Here is an 18,250-nt window from a genome sequence, read left to right as displayed (position 1 = left end):
CGCGACGATCATGACGTGGCCGCGACGTCGCCGACGACCCGGACGCGCACGCGCACCGAGTTGCCGGGCAGGTAGGCCAGCGGCATGTCCTCGCTCTCGATCGTATGCAGCGTCGCGCGGTCGGCGCCGGCTGCGACGGCTCGGTCGTTGGCGATGGCCTGTGCCGCTTCGATCGCCTCGACGCGGCTCATGTCCTTGAAGATCTGGTCGCACTCGCCAGAGACCTGCGCGATGGCCGCGCCGACGGCATTGGCGCAGTCGCCGTGCTCGACATGGATCACCTGCGACACGCCCGCCATCCTGTCGGGGATCAGGAAGGCGCCGCCGCCGACCGCGACCAGCGGCACGTCGCCCGCCTCGGTCTTCATCCGGTCGATCGCCTCCTCCGCCAGCCGCGCCGCCTCGGCAAAGACCTTCGCGCAGGTCGCGGCATCGAGATGGGCAACCCTGGACCTGTCGCCCAGCTCGAAAAGCCCCACGGCGACGGCCACGTCGGTGGTGGTGAGCTGCGTGCCGCCAAAGGCCAGGGCGTCGGTCAGAAGGCGATAGCCCACGGAAACCGGGCCGATGGACAGCGGGTCGAGCACCACGTGGCTGCCGCCGCCCAGGCCGATCGACAACAGGTCGGGCATGCGGAAGAGCGTGCGAACGCCGCCGACCTTGACCACTGAATTGGCCTCGCGCGGGAAGCCGAGCTTCAGCTGGCCCACGTCGGTGGTGGTGCCGCCGACATCGATCACCATCGCGTCGCTGAGGCCCGAGAGATAGGCCGCCCCGCGCATCGAGTTGGTCGCCCCCGAGGCGAAGCTGTAGACCGGCAGGCGTCGCGCCTGACTCGCTTCGGCCACCGTGCCGTCGTTTTGGGTGATGAACAGCGGCGCATCGATGCCGGAATCGCGGATCGCTTTTTCGAACGCAGCGATCGTGTCGCGCGAGAGGTCGGCGAGCGCCGCGTTCAGCAGGCCGGCATTCTCGCGTTCCAGCAGGCCGATTCGGCCGAGGTCCGACGAGCAGGTGATGGCGGCGTCCGGAATGACGGAGGCGACCAGCTCCGCTGCCCGCTTCTCATGGGTGGGATCGAGCGGCGAGAAGACCGCCGAGATGCCAACGGCGCGGAGGCCCGCCGCCTTCATCTCCCGGGCCGCCTTCAGGACGGCCGCCTCGTCGAGCGGCATGAACGGACGGCCGTCATATTCATGGCCGCCCTCGACCATCCAGACACCGCCGCGAACCAGTGTTGCGAGATCCTCGGGCCAATCGCAGAAGGGCGGCAGCGAGGCGCCCGACGGCAGGCCGAGCCGCAGCGCCGCCACCCTCGAGAGATGCCGGCGCTGGACCACCGCATTGATGAAGTGCGTGGTGCCGATCATCACGCCGTCGATCTTCTTCAGCGCGCCATCTTCGCCCTTGAGAACACCCGTGGCGCCGAGCTTCCTGAGCGAATCGAGGATGCCTGTCGTCACGTCCTGGCTGGTCGGCGCCTTGACCGCGCCCACGACCTTGCCGTCTTCGATCAGGACGGCATCCGTGTTGGTGCCGCCGACGTCGATACCGATCCGCCTCATGATGCAAACACACTCCTGAACTCGATATCGTAGCCAAAGGCACGCGGGCCGACATGGGCCAGTCCCGCCCGGGTGAGGAAGATATCCGGCCCCGGTAGCGCGACGACCGTCACCCTCTGACCATAACGGATCGTCTCCGTGCCGACGGCCTCCCCCGACACCGAGTCGAGCACACAGATCAGGTCGGGAGTCATGGCGACCGGCTCGCCGTCCAGTCGCGCCACGATCCATTCATTCTGGAAATTGATCTGCATCCCGGCGCCCCGCCAGTCGTCCATGCCCTCGAAGCGCACGATGCCGCGCAGGAAGCCTTCAGTGGCCCGCCGCTCGACGTCGACCACCTTGCCACGATACAGCAGCTTGCCCGGCTCGACGGCCAGGATGGCCGCAACGGGATCGTCGTGCGTGCGCTGCGCATCACGGACCGCGCGCCCGATGGTGATCGCCTTCGTGGTCGTGCCATGAATGCCCCAGCGCTTGACCTCGGCGCCGGTGCGCGGCGGCTGGCATGTCGGCGCGGTCGAGCCGTACTCGACACAGATCTTACGCACGATCCTCTCCGCCCACGTCCAGGTCGGTACGGTCTCGACGATCGATTCGAGCCCGCGCACGTCGACGGCGGTGAGAGGACAGGGCTTCAGGCCGCCGACCGCGACCGACGTCATCTGCGCTTCGGGATAGGCCCGGCCCATCGTGTCCGAATCGACGACCGGCACGCCGAGATGCGCGGCCACCATGAGCGGACGGATGCCGTTGCCGCCGCCGATCTCCATGCCCATCACGGCATCGAACCGGCGTCCGGTATGCTCTTCCATCAGCCGCGCCGCGCGCGCGATGGTTTGGTGGTCGGTCAGCCGTTCGATGCCGACCAGCGGCGCGCCCATGTTGGCAATGACGCCGACCCAGGCCTCGTCATCGAGATCCGATGCCGGCATCAGCCGTGCGCGCCGGCCCTCGCGATAGAGCACGCGCATGTTGAGCAGCGAGAGATACGGGTTGCCGCCGCCGCCGGTACCCAGCACCCAGGCGCCGACGGCCAGAGATTCGATGTCGTCTTCGGTGATGTCGCGCAACTTCACCGCCGCACCCTCATGCAAACACGCTCTTGAACTCGATGTCGTAGCTGAATGCCCTGGGCCCCACATGCTGCAGACCCTTGGGGCTGAGGAACACCGGCGGCGGCGGCAGGGCGATCACCGTGACCCGCTGGCCGTAGCGGATGGTCTCGGTGCCGACCGCCTCGCCCGAGACCGAATCCAACACGCAGATCAGGTCAGGCGACATGGCAATGGGCGTGCCGTCGAGCCAGGCGACGATCCATTCGTTCTGGAAATTGATCTCCATGGCGGCGCCGCGCCACTCTTCCATGCCGTCGAAGCGCGTCCGACCGCGCAGGAAGCCTTCGGTCGCCCGTCGCTCCACATCGATGACCTTGCCCTTGTAGAGCACCTTGCCCGGCTCGACGGAGAGGATGGCCGCGATAGGATCTCCGTGCGTGCGCTGGGCCTCACGCACGGCGTGACCGATCGCGATGGCCTTGGTCGTGGTGCCGTGGATGCCCCACTTCTTCACTTCGGCGCCGGTGCGCGGCGCCTTGCAGGTCGAGGCGATGGAACCGTACTCGACACAGATCTTGCGGCTGACGCGCTCCATCCACTTCCAGGTGGGCACTTTCTCCACGACCGATTCGAGGCCGCGCACGTCGACGGTGGTCAGCGGACAGGGCTCGAGGTCGCCCACGGCAACCGACGTCATCTGTGCCTCCGGATAGGCGCGCCCCATCATGTCGGAATCGATCACCGGGCGTTTCAGGTGGGCGGCGGCCATCAGGGGCTGGATCGAATTGCCGCCACCGATCTCGAGCGCCATGATCCCGCGGAAGCGGTAGCGCGTGTGGCGCTCCATCAGGTCGACAGCGCGCGCGATGGTGCGGCTGTCGGTGAGGCGCTCCTGCCCGACCAGCGGCGCGCCCATGTTGGAGACAGCAGCAACCCAATCGTCGTCGGCCAGTTCGGACGCCGGCATGAGCTGCACGCGATAGCCCTCCTTGTAGAGGGCGCGCATGTTGAGGAGACCGAGATAGGGACTGCCGCCGCCACCGGTTCCGAGGACCCAGGCGCCGACGGCCAGCGATTCGATGTCGTCGATTGTGATTTCGGTCAGGGGCATGGTCCGGTGCTTCGGGCGAGGTCGCTCTTGTCGGGATGGACGAGGGGTCCGCCGGAGCGAGGCCTTGCAAGATCGGGACCATCGAGCGGCGTTTTTCGTCGCGCGACGAGGTCCAGCCCGCATGACATCTTGCCCCGTGTTACGGCATGTCTATGGATTAATCAGGCGGCGATCTATACGTGCGAACACGTATGAGGAGGAGACAGGTGGGCACCAGGCGCATTCCGCGCATTGCCGTCGTCACCATGGGCCACGCGCCACGCCCGGACGTCATGGACGAAATCCGGCCGCTGCTGGGCGAGGCCACGCTCGACGAGTTCGGTGCCCTCGACAATGATTCCGAGGACCTGATCGCGAAAAGCGCACCGTGCCACGACGAGCTGAGTTACCTCACCCGGTTGCGCGATGGCCGGCACGTCATCGTCGAGGCCGGCTTCGTGACGAGCCGCACGGAGGCCCTGGTCACGGAGCTCGACGGGCAGAACTTCGATCTCATCATCCTGGCAATGACCGGCATGCGGGCGCGCCTTGCGACGCGGACGCCGCTCATCCACGGTCAGGACGCGCTGGACGCCTGGATTTCCGCCCTGACCGCCAGCAATTCTCGGATCGGCATCATCTTTCCACTGGCGAGCCAGCAATCGGCGGCGAGCGAGAGCGACTACGGCACGATGCTGAAGAGTTCGCTCGCCAGCATCGGCGGCAGCCAGAGTTCCGATCTCACCCAGGCCATCGACCGCGTGTCGGGCGCGGACCTGATCGTGATGAACTCGGTGGGATACACGAGCGGGATGGCGCAGCAGGTCGAGCGGAGCAGCGGCAGGCCGGTCGTCACCGCCTGCCGCATCATCGGCAGCACGGCGCGCCTGCGGCTTTCGGAGATCGCCGGCAAGCCGTTGGATCTGCAGGCCACGACCTACACCGGCGCCGAACTGCTGCGGCGGCTTCCACAAGCCGCTCTGGACTCCCTCACCCGGCGCGAAACGGAGGTGCTGGTCCAAGTGCTCGAGGGCGCCGCCAACAAGTTCATCGGCCGGACGCTCGGCATCAGCCATCGCACCGTCGAGATCCATCGCTCACGTGCGATGGTGAAACTCGGCGCATCGTCGACACCGGAACTTATCCGTCGGGCCTTGAGACAACCGAACCGGTGAGGTCCGCCGCGGGCGCTCAGGGCGCGAGCGACGGCAAAGCAGCCCTGATCGGCGCGCTCGATATCTGCATGAGGCCCGAGAAGGGCTCGACCATTTCGAGAATCAGGAAAAGGGCCGCCGCAGCCGAAAGCGCGACCAGTCCGAGCGCCACGGCCGATGTCGGGTTCACCGGCGAGAAGAGGCAGTAGCTGGCGAACAGTACGGTGAGCCAGAAAATCAGCACGATTAGGACCGGCAGCGGCAAGCCGGAACTCGACTGCTCGAAGAGCGCGAGCCGCGCCTGCGAAATCGGAAGAGCGAGCTGGAGGGCCTGGGTGGCGAGGGCCGATTTGACGGCCGTCCCACCTGGCAGGGCATGCAGACCGGCGTAGACCTCCGACGCCAGCGTTCCGCTGCCGTACAGCGCAAGATTTTCGCTGGCCGGCCTGTCATGCCAGATTCGCTCGATCATCTGGTCGACGGCCACCCTCAGCAGGGAGCGCAGCGGCTTCGCTTCCGGACCGTATTGATCAAGCACTGCGTCAAGCAGGATGAGATTGGCAGCGATCTGGCGCACTTCGGCGCGCTGGGCCTCATAGATGCTGCTTGCCGAGTTGATGAGCAGGCCGAGGACCAGCGCCGCGATCGTCCCCACGAGGCCGGCTCCCAGCCGGACGATGTCCCGGGCATGGTCGTCGAGATGATGGTTGGGCAGTCTGCGGCGCAGCAGCACACCGATGACCGCACCGAGCAGCATGACGCCGCAGGCCGCGAGCGAGATCCAGACGGGTTGCAAGATTCACCTTTCCGGGGAACGCCGTACTGGCGCACGGTAGACTTCTAGCACTCTTGCGAAACGGACACGGCTTGCTTTTTGCAGGGGCTCCGGTGCGCATGTTAGCGTTCGAGGAACTTAGTCGGAGGTCGTCGATGCAGCCATCCATCCAATCCGTGAGCGGGCAGCCGGTTGCTCCCCCCCTCATCGGTGGCGAGATTCCGCTGATCGATGTCGCCGACTATCTGGCCGGCGTGCCGGGGGCCGCCGAGAAGGCCGCCGCCGAACTGCGCTACGCGTTCGAGAATGTCGGCTTCTACTATCTCACCGGCCATGGCGTGCCGCAGAAGCTGATCGACGACACCTATGCCGCCGCCGCGCGCTTTCATGCGCAGCCGATGGAGGCCAAGCTCGCGGTCAAGGTCGACGAGCACAATATCGGCTACATGCCGATCGCCCAGAAGGCGCCACCCAATGCCGCCGCGCAGGGCAAGAAGCCCAGCCAGAACGAGGCCTACTTCCTGCGCCGCGAGCGCGATGCCAGCGATCCCGACGTGATCTCAGGCCGCCGCTTCCATGCGCCGAACAAGTGGCCGGCCGACCTGCCGGGTTTCCGTGAGACGACGCTGGAATACATCGCGACGCTGGAGAAGCTCTGCCAGAAGCTGGTGCGGCTCTACGCGCTGGCGCTCGACCTGCCTGAGACCCATTTCGACGCCTGTTTCGCCAAGCCACACATGATCCTGCGCATGTCGCGCTATCCGCAGATCGACGGCGCCGACGAGAGCGTCGAGAGCCTGGTGCCGCACACCGACTCAGGCTTCATGACATTGCTTCCGCCCAACAAGGTGCAGGGGCTCTCCATCCTGCTGCCCGACGGAAGCTGGATGGACGCGCCGGGGATCGAGAATGCCTTCGTCGTGAACGGCGGCGACATCCTCCACCGCTGGAGCAACGAGCGCTTCCTGTCGACGCCGCATCGCGTGCGCAATGTCTCGGGTCAGATCCGCTATGCCATCCCATTCTTCTGCGATCCCGACCACGACACGATGATCGAGTGCCTGCCGTCGTGCCAGTCGGCGGAGAAGCCCGCCAAATATCCGCCGATCAAGTTCGGCGACTATGCGCTGTGGTTCGCCGCCCAGCGTTACGGCCACATGTCGAAGGTCGCCGCACCGACAGAAGAACAGATCGCGCCGGGCGAGCGCGCCACCTCCCGCTGGCAGGCCTGACACCGATGCGTTTGCGTACCCTTCTGACGGCCGGCTCCGCCGCCGCGCTCCTGCTCGCCTCCCCCGCCTTCGCCCAGACCAAGACGATCAAGGCGGTGATGCATTCGGACCTCAAGGTCCTCGACCCGATCTGGACCACCGCCAACATCGTGCGCAACCACGGCTACATGGTGTGGGACACGCTGTTCGCGATGGACGAGAAGCTGCGGCCGCAGCCCCAGATGGTCGATACCTGGACGCTGAGCGACGACAAGCTCACCTACACCTTCACGCTGCGTGACGGGCTGAAGTGGCACGACGGCAAGCCGGTCACCGCCGAGGACTGCATCGCTTCCCTGAAGCGCTGGGGTGCGCGCGATTCGACCGGCGTGAAGATGCTGAGCTTCGTGGCCTCCTTCGAGCCGGTGAACGACAGGACCTTCAGGATCGTACTGAAGGAGCCCTATGGGCTGCTGATCGATTCGCTGGCCAAGCCCGGCGGCTCGACGCCGCTGATGATGCCCAAGCGCATCGCCGACACCGATCCGGCCAAGCAGATCAGCGAGTTCGTCGGCTCCGGCCCCTTCATCTTCAAGGCCGACGAGTGGAAGCCCGGCGAAAAGACCGTCTATGTGAAGAACCCCGACTACAAGCCGCGCGCGGAGCCCGCCTCCGGCCTGGCCGGCGGCAAGGTCGCGAAGGTCGATCGCGTGGAATGGCTGGCCATCCCCGATCACCAGACGGCGGTAAACGCGCTGCTGGCCGGCGAGATCGACTATATCGAGGCCCCGCCGCATGACCTGAAGTCGCTGCTGCAGGCCGACAAGAACGTGCGGCTCGAGGTCTACAACAAGATCGGCGCGCAATACGTCTTCCGCTGGAACACGGTGGTGCCGCCCTTCGACAACGAGAAGGTGCGGCGCGCCGCCGAATATGCCTTCGACCAGAAGGCGTTCCTTCAGGGCGTGATCGGCGACGAAAAATACTACCAGACCTGCGATGCCATGTTCGTCTGCGGCACGCCGCTCGAATCGAATGCCGGCATGGACGGGTTGGTGCGCGGCAACTTCGCCAAGTCGAGGGAGCTCCTCAAGGAGGCCGGTTACGACGGCACGCCGATCGTGATGCTGCACACGACCGACATCGCCGTCCTGACCAATGCCGGCCCGATCGCCAAGGACCTTCTGGAGAAAGGTGGTTTCAAGGTCCAGATGGTACCGCTCGACTTCCAGGCCATCGTGGCGCGACGCCTGCGCAAGACGCCGCCGCAGGATGGGGGCTGGAACGGCTTCATGACGGCCTGGCTCTCGGTCGACATGATGAACCCGCTGACCAACAGCATGCTCACCGCCTCCTGCGACAAGGCCAATTTCGGCTGGCCGTGCGACGCCGAGGTCGAAAGGCTGCGTGACGCCTTCGCCCGCGCGCCGGATCTGGAAGCCCGCAGGAAGATCGCGGCCGACCTGCAGGCGCGCGCCATCACCTACGGCACGCACGTTCCGCTCGGCCAGTACACGCTGCCGACCGCGACACGTTCAGACCGGCTGAGCGGCGTTGTCACCAGCCCGATCCCCGTTTTCTGGAACATCGAGAAGAAGGGCAACTGACAGCGATCGCGCCGGGGGCCACCGTGTTTCCCGAGAAGGCCCGCATCGTCGGCGCCAGCGCTATCGGAAATGTCCTCGAATGGTTCGATTTCGCGATCTACGGCTATTTCGCGATCACCATCGGCCAGGCCTTCTTTCCGCACCAGGATCCGGTGGCGCAGCTGCTGTCGACCTTCGGTGTGTTCGCCATAGGCTGCCTGATGCGGCCGCTGGGGAGCCTTCTGTCGGGTAGTATCGGCGACCGTTACGGCCGGCGCGCCGCGCTCACCGTTTCGATGACGGCGATGGCCTTCTCGACCTTTCTCGTGGGAATCCTGCCCGGCTACGAGACCCTGGGAATGGCGGCTCCCCTGCTCCTGACGCTCCTGCGCATGGTGCAGGGCCTGTCGCTGGGTGGCGAGTGCCCGACCGCCTTCATCTTCATGATCGAGCATGCAGGCGCGCGCAGGCGTGGCCTGGCCGGCGCGATGGCGACCGGCGGCGGGGCGGCCGGCCTCCTCCTCGGATCGGCATCCGGCGCACTCCTCACCGCCGTGACGCCGCCGGACATTCTGCAGGACTGGGGCTGGAGGCTGCCGTTCCTGCTCGGCCTTCCGGTCGGGTTGATGGGCCTCTGGTTGCGCCGGGGCGTGCCGGAGCCCCCCAGAGACTCCGGTATCGTGGCGGCCCCGGTGCGGGAGGTGTTCAACCACCATCTTCCGCTGTTGGCGCGCCTGGCGTGCATGGCCTCGCTGGGCGCCGTGACGTTCTTCATCGTCTTCCTCTACCTGGTGAGCTGGCTGCAGTTCGTCGACGGGGTCTCGCCGGTGCGCGCCCTGGGCTTCAGCTCGATTGCCATGGCTGCAGCTCTCCCCATCTACCTTTCCGCAGGCTGGTTGAGCGACCGGATCGGACGGCGGAAGCTGCTCCTCGGCGCGATGGCGGTGGCCCTGGTCGGCGCGGTACCGCTGTTCTGGCTCATGCACCACACCGATCCCCTCCTGGTCCTCGCCGGCGAACTGGGCTTCGTTCTCATCATCGGCACCGTATTCGGCATCGAACCGGCCTTCATGGTGGAAGCGACCCCCGCCCCAATCCGCTGCACGGCGGTGGCACTGGCCTTCAATCTCCCGGCGGGCATCCTGGGAGGGCTCGCGCCGCTCGCGGCGACCTGGCTGATCCACCGAACCGACAACGACCTCAGCCCCGCCTTCCTCGTCATGGCGGCGGCGGTAATTTCCTTCGTCGCCACCGCCTCGTTTCCCGACAGGACCGGGCTGGCCGACGCCCCCTCCACGGTCGCTCCGAAGACGTGACGCCGTTTCGTCGTCTCATGCATAGTCGGTCGCAATGACCCCGCCCAGCACACGGCGCATCGTCGCCGCCGGCACCATCGGCAACCTGCTCGAATGGTACGATTTCGCAATCTACGGCTACTTCGCGGCCACCATCGGCCGCGTCTTCTTCCCCGCGGAGAGTCCGGTCGCCCAGGTACTGGCCGCCTTCGGCATCTTCGCGCTGGGCTACCTGATGCGGCCGCTCGGCGGCATGGTGGTCGGCCACATCGGCGACCGCTACGGCCGCCGCGCCGCCCTTACCTTCTCGATCGCCGCGATGGCCGTGCCGACTTTCCTGGTCGGCCTGTTGCCGGGCTACGCGACGCTTGGAATGGCCGCACCGATCCTGCTGACGCTGCTCCGGATGATCCAGGGCCTGTCGGTCGGCGGCGAGGCCACGACCTCGATGGTCTTCCTGGTCGAGCAGGCGCCGCCCGGCCGCCGCGGCCTGGTCGGCAGTTTCTGCTCGCTGGCGGCAACCGGCGGCTTCCTGCTGGGCTCGGCGATCGGCGCCGCCTTCGCCGCCGTCCTGCCGGCCGATGCACTGGCCGCCTGGGGCTGGCGTATCCCGTTCCTGCTGGGCCTCGTGCTCGGCGTCGTCGGCTGGTGGATCCGCAAGGTTCTCGTCGAGGAAACGCCGCCGCAGTCGGGCCATGGCTCGCCGTTGGTGGAGACGCTGCGCCACCATGGCCGCGCCGTGATGCGGGTGGCCGGCATCACGATCTTCAATGCCGTCGGCTTCTACCTGATGTTCCTCTACGTCGTGACCTGGCTGCAGGATGTCGACGGCATCGCTCCGGCGCGCGCGCTGGAGATCAATACGGCGAGCATGTTCTTCCTGCTGCCGGTAATGCTCGCATCCGGCTGGCTGTCGGACCGCGTGGGGCGGCGACCGCTCATGCTGACGGCAATGGCGTTGGGCTTCGTCGGCGCGGTGCCTTGCCTGTGGCTGATGCATCATCCCGACCCGGCGCTGATTCTCGTGGGACAACTCGCCCTGGTGATCCCGGCCGGCATGGGACTCGGCATCATCCCCTCGATCCTGACCGAGGCGGTGGCGGGGCGCGTCCGCTGTACGGCGGTGTCGCTGGGCTACAATATCGCCTTCGGCGTCATCGGCGGCCTGACGCCGCTCACCGCCGCCTGGCTCGTCGCTCGCACGGGAGTCGATCTCAGCCCGGCCTGGCTGTTCATGGCCGCCGCCGCCGTCTCGATCGCCACGCTCCTCACCTTCCGCGAGACGTCGCGCGACGCGACCCTGCCGCCGTGAGGCTCACACGACGCGCGCTCGGGCCGCTGGCGCTTGCGGCGAGCGCACTCGCCGGTTCCGCGCGCGCCGCGTCCTCAGCCAGGGTCGACGCCCATACGCACGCCTTCGTGCGCGGCCTCAAGCTCGCCGTCGATGCCCGCTATGCGCCCGACTACGACGCCTCATGGCAGACGCTGCTGGCGCTCGCGGAGGCCAACGGCGTCGGCCGGGCGGTGCTGCTGCAGCCCTCCTTCCTGGGCTTCGACAATTCCTATCTCTTCGGCGCGCTGAAGGCCGAGCCGCAGCGCTTCCGCGGCGTGCCGTGGATCTCGCCCTCGGTCGAGACGCGCCCCGAGGACTGGGAGGAAATGGCGCGGATCGGCGTGCGCGGGCTTCGCTTCCCGATCTTGGGCCTGCCGACGCCGCAATGGTCGGCCTATTCCGACATGCTGGGCGAAGCGCTGAAACGCGACTGGCCGATTCACCTCTATGTCGAGAGCAAGCGCCTGCCCGACATGCTGCCGTTCCTGCTCGACGGCGGCCACAGGGTGGTGATCCCGCACTACGGCATGTTCGACCGCACGCTGGGTCCAGCGCGCGATCCCGGCTTCAAGGCGCTGCTGGAAAGCGCGAGGACCGGTCGCGTGTTCGTCGTACTGAGCGGCGCCTATCGCGTCGGGCCCGAACGCGCACGCCAGGCGGCGCCGATGCTGCTCGACGCCTTCGGTCCCGGGCGCCTGATGTGGGCCAGCGACTGGCCGCACACCGACACCGGCCTCAACCGCGTGACGACCTATCCGACGACGCTCAAGACGTTCGAGGACTGGGTGCCGAACGAGGCGACCCGGCGCACCATCCTGATCGACACGCCGTCGAAGCTTTACGGGTTCTGACGCCTACGCCGCCCCGCCCTCCACGGCCCGGCCCTCGGCGCGCCAGCGCAGCATGCCGCCCGGAAGGTTGGCGACGTCGGCAAGGCCAGCCTTCTGAAGGATGGCCGTTGCGTGCGCGGAGCGGCTGCCGGCGCGGCAGACGGCAACGATCGGCTTGTCCGTCGGCAGGTCCTTGGCGCGCACTGCAAGCTCGCCCAAGGGGACGAGCGTGGCGCCGCGAATGTGCCCCAGCGGACCCGAAAACTCGGCCTGTTCGCGAACGTCGACCACGTTCACCTCCGAGAGGTGCTCCTCCAGCCAGTGCGGCTCGACTTCCCAGACGCCGCCGAAGGTGAAACGCAGCGGCGCCCACGCGGGCTCTGCCGGCACGCCCGCCGTATTTCCCGGCTGGCCGCAGCGCAGGTTGGCGGGCACGGCCTCGTCGATCTTCTTCGGATGAGGCAGATCGAGGTTCTTCATGTAGCCGACATAGTCGTTCTCGCCGACCTCGCCGCCCAGCCGGGGATTGAACTTCTTCTCCTCGATCACGCTGCTGACCGTGAGGCCGCGATAGTCGTGCGCCGGGTAGAGAAGACAGCTCTCCGGCAACGCGAAGATGCGTGAGCGCACGGAACGATAGAGCGCGCGCGGATCGCCCTGCTGGAAGTCGGTGCGACCGGATCCGCGGATCAGGATGCAGTCGCCGGTGAAGGCCATGCTCTCGTCGTCGAGCACGTAGGTAACGCACCCCGACGTGTGGCCGGGCGTCGACCGCACTTCGAGCGCGCGGCGGCCGAATTCGACGCGGTCGCCGTCCTGGAGCAGCCGGTCGGCACCAGCCGCGCCCGACGCCGCCGAAAGCGCAATCCCGCTGCCCAGCCGCTGCTTCAGCAGCCAGGCCCCGGTCACATGGTCGGCATGGACGTGGGTGTCGAGCGTCCATTTCAGCGTGAGGCCAAGCTCGCCGATCAGCGCCGCGTCGCGTCGCGCCTGCTCGAAGACCGGATCGATCAGCAGCGCCTCTTTCGAGACGCTGCAGCCGAGCAGGTAGGTGTAGGTCGACGAGGTCGGGTCGAAGAGTTGGCGAAAGACGAGCATCGGTCGCTACTCCTCAAGCCGGCGCGCTCGCCGTGTCGATCGCGGCCAGCGATTCCGGATCGAGCTCCAGCGTGGTCGCGTTGAGCACGTCGTCGAGCTGCTTCAGGCTGGTCGCACTGACGATCGGCGCGGTGATCGACTTGCGGTGCAGCAGCCAGGCGAGCGACACCTGCGCCAGCGTGGCATGTGTCCTGGCGGCGGCATCGTCGAGCGCCTTCAGCACCGCCATGCCCTTGGGATTGATGTACTTCTTCACGCCCGCGCCGCGCTGGACGCTGCCGACATCCGCTTCCGACCGGTACTTGCCCGTCAGGAATCCGCTGGCCAGTGAATAATAGGGGATCACGCCGATCCCCTCCTTCAGGCATTCGTCCTCGAGCGCGCCCTCGAACAGGCCGCGCTCCATGAGATTGTAATGCGGCTGCAGGCTCTCGTAGCGGGGCAGTCCCTTTTCCTTCGAGATCTTCGCGGCCTCGGCCAGGCGTGGCGCGTCGAAGTTGGAGGCGCCGATGAAGCGGATCTTGCCGGCCTTCACCAGCTCGCCATAGGTCGAGAGGGTCTCCTCCTGCGGCGTGTCCTTGTCATCCTTGTGCGACTGGAAGAGATCGATGCGGTCGGTGTTGAGCCGCTGAAGCGAGGCGTCGACCGACTCCCTGATGTTCTTGGCCGACAGCGCGCCGCTCGGCAGGCCCATGCCGCACTTGGTGGCGAGCACGATCCTGTCGCGCTTGGCCGGATCCTTCTTCAGCCAGGTGCCGATCACGGTCTCGCTCTCGCCGCCCTTGTTGCCCGGAAACCAGCGCGAATAGACATCGGCGGTATCGACGAACGAGAAGCCGCCATCGACGAAGGCGTCGAGCAGCCGGTGCGAGGTCGCCTCGTCGGCCGTCCAGCCGAACACGTTGCCGCCGAACGCGATGGGGACGAATTCGAGGTCGGACTTCCCGAGTTTGCGCTTCTGCATCCTGTCACTCCTTTGGATATTCATTCGGCGGCCTTGGGTGCGGCCTCGGCGGCCTGCGGCGGCACGGACGGCGTCGCCGGCACGGGGAACAGATAGTTGTTACCCGTAGCGAACTGGATGCCGAGTGCCGGGAACTGGTCGTACATGCGCCGGATCGCCATGCGCTGGACCATGGTCGGATTCTTCGGGCGCGCCATGAACTTGAAGCGCACGATCAGCGAGTTGTCCTTGATGTCGACGACGCCCTGCATCTTGAGCGGTTGCAGCAGGATGGGCTTGAAGGTCGGCTCCTCCATCATCTGCAGGCCGATCTTCTTGACCGTCTTGCGCAGCAGCTCGACGTCGGTGCCGTTGGCGAAGGCGATATTGAACTTCACGACGGTCCAGTCGCGGCTGAAGTTCGTGATGTGACCGACCTGGCCGAACGGCACGATGTGGAGCTGGCCGTTCTGGTGGCGCAGCTTCAGCGAGCGCACGCTGAACCCCTCGACCGTGCCCTTGACCTTGCTGCAGTCGACATACTCTCCGATGCGGAAGGAATCCTCGGCGAGGAAGAAGATGCCCGACACGATGTCCCGCACCAGCGACTGGCTGCCGAAGGACACGGCGAGGCCGAACACCGAGGCGCCGGCGATCAGCGGCGTGATGTTGACGCCGAGTTCCGACAGGACGAGCAGTCCGCCGACGACGGCGATGGTCGCGCCGGCAACGACGCGCAGCAGCGGCATGAGAGTGCGAAGACGCGAAGCCGCGACCTGCACGTCCTCCTCAGAATCGCCCGACACATCCGCCGAAGGCAACGGGTTGGAGGCGATGTAGGAATCCATGCGGTACTTCAGGAACCGCCAGCCGGCGTAGATCGCGACGGCGCTCAGCGCCGCGATCTTGGCGCCGCGGTCGTGGGGGCCCCATTCCTCGGGCGTGGCGGCGGCGAGCACGCGGACCATCAGCGCCTCGGCGACCAGGATCGCCACATAGAGGCGAACAAGCAGGCGCACGCAATCGGCGACCACGTCGCCCGCCATCGGCAGTTCGGAGACGATGTGGCGCGTGATGCGATGCATCAGCGTCTCGAACAGTAGCAGGGCGACCAACGCCGACTCGATGGTGGCCATGCCGCGGGCGGCGGTACCGCTCTCCGTCAGGGCGGCATAGACGGCCGCCAGTCCCAGCAGCGCATAGAAGGCGAGGCCCGCCATCCACCAGTTGCGGGCCGCATCGAGCTTGAGCTGGCGGCTGAAGCCCGTCGAAGGGACCATCGCCGTGAGCCAGGCCGCCATGTCCAGGCGGTAGCGCCACACGATCAACAGCAGCAGCACGGCGATCACGGGCACGTAGAGCATGATGGCGGCACTGGTGATCTCGCGGTTGGCGCCCGTCGCTGCGAGGGCGCGCGCCGCGAGACTTGCCAGCATCGGCAGCAGAACCACGAGGTTGAGGGCGACGAGCAGACGCCGCGCCGCGCCATCGTCGACCGGCGCTATGCGGCCTTCAGGCGTGCTGGGGCGCAGGAAGGCCCGGAACACCAGATTGAACCCGCGCCAATAGACGAGCGTATGAAGCACCAGCGAGCCAAGCTTGCCGGCCACGCTATCGGGCGTGCCAAGCTGGCCCAGAACGAGCCGGCCGGCGACGGCCAGCGCGACCAGGGCCAGGACGTCGAGCAGAAGGGCACGCAAGAAGGCACGCAGCGGCGTCTTGCTGGCCAGGCGGTCGAAGGCGCTGACGCGAGCGCGGCTCAGGATCAGGCGCGCGATGCCTTCGGCAACGAGGCCTGCCACGACAATTCCGACCAGCAGCAAGGCGGTTCGGCCGCCGACGACCTGCGGCAGGGCAAGGAGGTGCGCGCCGAGTGCGGGAAGTTGGGCGAAGGTAAACTCGAACCGCTCGGTCATCAGCATGAGGAAGCTTGCCGCCGCCCCCTCGCCGGCCGTCACGGCCTGCGCCGCCGCGGGGAACGCCCAGACACCGACGAGCCCGCTGATTGCAGAGGCGCTGCCGCTGCTTGACCGTTTCATCGATTTTCCCCCAAAGAATGTCCCGGCAAACCTAAGCCAATTGGCAACCAGCCGCCAGACGACACGACAGGAGAGACGCCCGATGCTCGGCCTCATGCAGGACCGCCCGCTTCTGATTTCGCAGCTCATCGAGCATGCCGCCCTCAACCACGGCGACACCGAGATCGTCTCCCGCACCGTCGAAGGGCCGATCCACCGCTACACCTACCGCGACGCCAACAAGCGCGCGAAGAAGGTGGCCGAGGCGCTGCTCGCGCTCGGCATCAAGACCGGCGACCGCATCGGCACGCTGGCCTGGAACGGCTACCGCCACTTCGAACTCTACTACGGCATCTCCGGCATGGGTGCGGTCTGCCACACGATCAATCCGCGGCTCTTTCCCGAGCAGATCGTCTACATCGTGAACCACGCCGAGGATCAGCTCCTCTTCGTCGACCTCAACCTGCTGCCGGCGGTCGAGAAGCTGCTGCCGCAGATGAAGGGTGTGCGCCATGTCGTGGCGATGACCGACCGCGCGCATCTCCCCAAGGACTGCAACATCCCCAACCTGCTGGTCTACGAGGAGCTGATCGCCGACAAGCCCGGCACCTACGAATGGCCGGAGTTCGACGAACGCACGGCCTCGTCTCTCTGCTACACGTCGGGCACGACGGGCAATCCGAAGGGTGTGCTCTACCATCATCGTTCGACCATCCTGCACGCCTATGGCGCGGCGCTGCCCGACACGCTGAACCTCTCGGCGCGCTCGGTGGTGCTGCCGGTGGTGCCGATGTTCCACGTCAATGCGTGGGGCCTGCCCTACTCGGCCGCCCTGGTCGGCGCCAAGCTGGTCTTCCCGGGCGTCGCGCTCGATGGCGCCAGCCTGCACGAGCTTTTCGAGAAGGAGCGCGTCACCTTCACCGCCGGCGTGCCGACCGTGTGGCTCGCCCTGCTGAACCACATGAAGGCCAACGACCTCAAGCTGTCGACCGTGAAGTACGCCGTGATCGGCGGCTCGGCCGCGCCGCCCGCCATGATCGAGACCTTCGACAAGGATTATGGCGTCGAGGTCCTGCACGCCTGGGGCATGAGCGAGATGAGCCCGCTCGGCACGGTGAACCATCCCAAGGAGAAGCATCAGCGCCTGTCGCCTCAGGAACTGCTGGAGGTGCGCCTGAAGCAGGGCCGCCCACCCTATGGCGTCGATATGACGATCGTCGACGATGCCGGCAAGGAACTGCCGCGCGACGGCAAGGCCTTCGGCGACCTGCTGGTGCGCGGCCCGTGGATCACCTCGGGCTACTTCAAGGGCGAAGGCGGCGAGGTGCTGCGTGAAGGCGGCTGGTTCGCCACCGGCGATGTCGCGACCATCGATCCCGACGGCTACATGCAGATCACCGACCGTTCCAAGGATGTGATCAAGTCGGGCGGCGAATGGATCAGCTCGATCGACCTCGAGAACGCCGCCATGGCCCATCCGGGTGTCGCCGAGGCAGCCGTCATCGGCATCGCGCATCCCAAGTGGGACGAGCGACCGCTGCTGATCGTCCACAAGAAGCCCGACGCGCAGATCGACAAGAAGGAGCTGGTCGAGTTCCTGGCGACAAAGGTGGCAAAGTGGTGGCTGCCCGACGACGTCCAGTTCGTCGAGGCGATCCCGCACACCGCCACCGGCAAGATCCTGAAGACCCGCCTGCGCGAGGACTTCAAGGACTACAAGCTGCCGACAGCGTAGGAACCTCCGTCGTCCCGAGCGCAGTCGAGGGACCTCTTTTCTGCTTCGGCAGCCGAGGAAAGCAGGTCCCTCCACTCCGCCTCGCTTCGCGAGGCTCCGGTCGGGACGACGGCAATCTCAACTCAACGCCGCCCAGAGGAACAGCAACGTCGCGCCGGTGCCCAGCATCGTGCGCTTGACGTGGAGCTTGCCCCAACGGCGCAGCAGCGTGTGGCTCTCCTCACCGGCATCGTCGAGCGCGATCGCCTTCAGCTCGTTGTTAACCGGCATGATCATCAGCGCCGTGTAGGCCCAGTTGGCCCCCATCAGGATGGCGCCGACGATGTAGAGTTCGTCGCGGCTCTGCCACCAGGCGGCAAGGCCCAGCACCAAGCCAAGGGCGGCCAGCGTACCCTGCATGAGCGTGCCGCGTTTGTAGGACGGCTTCCACTGCTGGAGCTGCGCGCGATCGTCGAGTTCAGAGCGAGCCGGATGCTCGGCGAAACTCACATAGAAGGCCGCACCGGCGAACAGTGCCGCCGTCACCAGGGCCAGGATACCGAACACCATCGAAATTCCT

Annotated in this window: 15 protein-coding genes; 7 read left to right on the top strand and 8 right to left on the bottom strand. The window is 66.8% G+C overall.

The genetic code is table 11. The features are described 5' to 3' along the window. Positions 1 to 8 precede the first annotated feature (8 nt). From KQ910_RS14495 to KQ910_RS14485, 3 genes are read right to left on the bottom strand one after another with little or no spacing between them, the layout of a single operon-like run. Entirely contained in the window at positions 9 to 1,565 is a 1,557-nt protein-coding gene (locus KQ910_RS14495) for a hydantoinase/oxoprolinase N-terminal domain-containing protein (protein WP_216961494.1), read from the bottom strand. Beyond that, positions 1,562 to 2,644 carry an S-methyl thiohydantoin desulfurase family protein gene (locus KQ910_RS14490; protein WP_369408342.1) on the bottom strand — a complete coding sequence of 361 codons (1,083 nt, stop codon included), beginning with the start codon at positions 2,642 to 2,644 and terminating at the stop codon, positions 1,562 to 1,564. Before KQ910_RS14490 ends, KQ910_RS14495 begins: the two co-directional genes overlap by 4 nt. 10 nt (positions 2,645 to 2,654) lie before the next feature. Then, positions 2,655 to 3,734, bottom strand: coding sequence for an S-methyl thiohydantoin desulfurase family protein (locus KQ910_RS14485; RefSeq protein WP_216961488.1), 1,080 nt, complete (start codon positions 3,732 to 3,734; stop codon positions 2,655 to 2,657). Positions 3,735 to 3,940: 206 nt separating this feature from the next. On the opposite strand from KQ910_RS14485, the gene KQ910_RS26775 reads away from it, so the two are divergent. Then, on the top strand, positions 3,941 to 4,888 hold the full coding sequence (locus KQ910_RS26775) for an AroM family protein (RefSeq protein ID WP_369408341.1): 948 nt from the start codon (positions 3,941 to 3,943) through the stop codon (positions 4,886 to 4,888). A gap of 16 nt (positions 4,889 to 4,904) precedes the next feature. Here KQ910_RS26775 and KQ910_RS14475 read toward each other — a convergent pair whose 3' ends face one another. Then, positions 4,905 to 5,624, bottom strand: coding sequence for a bestrophin-like domain (locus tag KQ910_RS14475; RefSeq protein WP_216961485.1), 720 nt, complete (start codon positions 5,622 to 5,624; stop codon positions 4,905 to 4,907). A gap of 173 nt (positions 5,625 to 5,797) precedes the next feature. On the opposite strand from KQ910_RS14475, the gene KQ910_RS14470 reads away from it, so the two are divergent. The 5 genes from KQ910_RS14470 to KQ910_RS14450 are packed head-to-tail and all read left to right on the top strand — an operon-like array spanning position 5,798 to position 11,918. After that, positions 5,798 to 6,874, top strand: coding sequence for an isopenicillin N synthase family dioxygenase (locus KQ910_RS14470; RefSeq protein WP_216961482.1), 1,077 nt, complete (start codon positions 5,798 to 5,800; stop codon positions 6,872 to 6,874). Between the two features lie 5 nt (positions 6,875 to 6,879). Continuing rightward, positions 6,880 to 8,460 (top strand): ABC transporter substrate-binding protein, encoded by a 1,581-nt coding sequence (locus tag KQ910_RS14465; protein ID WP_216961480.1) that lies wholly within the window; start codon positions 6,880 to 6,882, stop codon positions 8,458 to 8,460. A gap of 23 nt (positions 8,461 to 8,483) precedes the next feature. Next, positions 8,484 to 9,755: an MFS transporter gene (locus tag KQ910_RS14460; RefSeq protein ID WP_216961477.1), complete on the top strand. Its 1,272-nt coding sequence runs from the start codon at positions 8,484 to 8,486 to the stop codon at positions 9,753 to 9,755. A gap of 34 nt (positions 9,756 to 9,789) precedes the next feature. Further along, positions 9,790 to 11,046, top strand: coding sequence for an MFS transporter (locus KQ910_RS14455; RefSeq protein WP_216961474.1), 1,257 nt, complete (start codon positions 9,790 to 9,792; stop codon positions 11,044 to 11,046). Beyond that, the gene (locus KQ910_RS14450) at positions 11,043 to 11,918 is read left to right on the top strand and encodes an amidohydrolase family protein (protein ID WP_216961470.1); all 876 of its coding nucleotides are present in this window, start codon (positions 11,043 to 11,045) and stop codon (positions 11,916 to 11,918) included. Before KQ910_RS14455 ends, KQ910_RS14450 begins: the two co-directional genes overlap by 4 nt. Positions 11,919 to 11,921: 3 nt before the next feature. On the opposite strand, the gene KQ910_RS14445 is transcribed toward KQ910_RS14450, so the two are convergent. The 3 genes from KQ910_RS14445 to KQ910_RS14435 are packed head-to-tail and all read right to left on the bottom strand — an operon-like array spanning position 11,922 to position 15,977. After that, complete coding sequence (locus KQ910_RS14445; protein WP_216961467.1) at positions 11,922 to 12,995, bottom strand: MBL fold metallo-hydrolase; 1,074 nt, start codon at positions 12,993 to 12,995, stop codon at positions 11,922 to 11,924. A gap of 13 nt (positions 12,996 to 13,008) precedes the next feature. Then, positions 13,009 to 13,959 carry an aldo/keto reductase gene (locus KQ910_RS14440; protein WP_216961464.1) on the bottom strand — a complete coding sequence of 317 codons (951 nt, stop codon included), beginning with the start codon at positions 13,957 to 13,959 and terminating at the stop codon, positions 13,009 to 13,011. Positions 13,960 to 13,979: 20 nt separating this feature from the next. Further along, entirely contained in the window at positions 13,980 to 15,977 is a 1,998-nt protein-coding gene (locus KQ910_RS14435) for a mechanosensitive ion channel family protein (RefSeq protein ID WP_216961461.1), read from the bottom strand. 82 nt (positions 15,978 to 16,059) lie between these two features. On the opposite strand from KQ910_RS14435, the gene KQ910_RS14430 reads away from it, so the two are divergent. Beyond that, on the top strand, positions 16,060 to 17,691 hold the full coding sequence (locus tag KQ910_RS14430) for a 3-(methylthio)propionyl-CoA ligase (RefSeq protein WP_216961456.1): 1,632 nt from the start codon (positions 16,060 to 16,062) through the stop codon (positions 17,689 to 17,691). A 117-nt stretch (positions 17,692 to 17,808) separates the two neighbouring features. On the opposite strand, the gene KQ910_RS14425 is transcribed toward KQ910_RS14430, so the two are convergent. After that, on the bottom strand, positions 17,809 to 18,240 hold the full coding sequence (locus KQ910_RS14425) for an anthrone oxygenase family protein (protein ID WP_229600405.1): 432 nt from the start codon (positions 18,238 to 18,240) through the stop codon (positions 17,809 to 17,811). Positions 18,241 to 18,250: the final 10 nt, after the last annotated feature.

Origin of the sequence: Reyranella humidisoli (assembly GCF_019039055.1) — a bacterium.
Classification (GTDB): Bacteria; Pseudomonadota; Alphaproteobacteria; order Reyranellales; family Reyranellaceae; genus Reyranella; species Reyranella humidisoli.
Note: the sequence above shows the minus strand (reverse complement) of the source record. Positions and strands in the feature narration are given on the sequence as shown.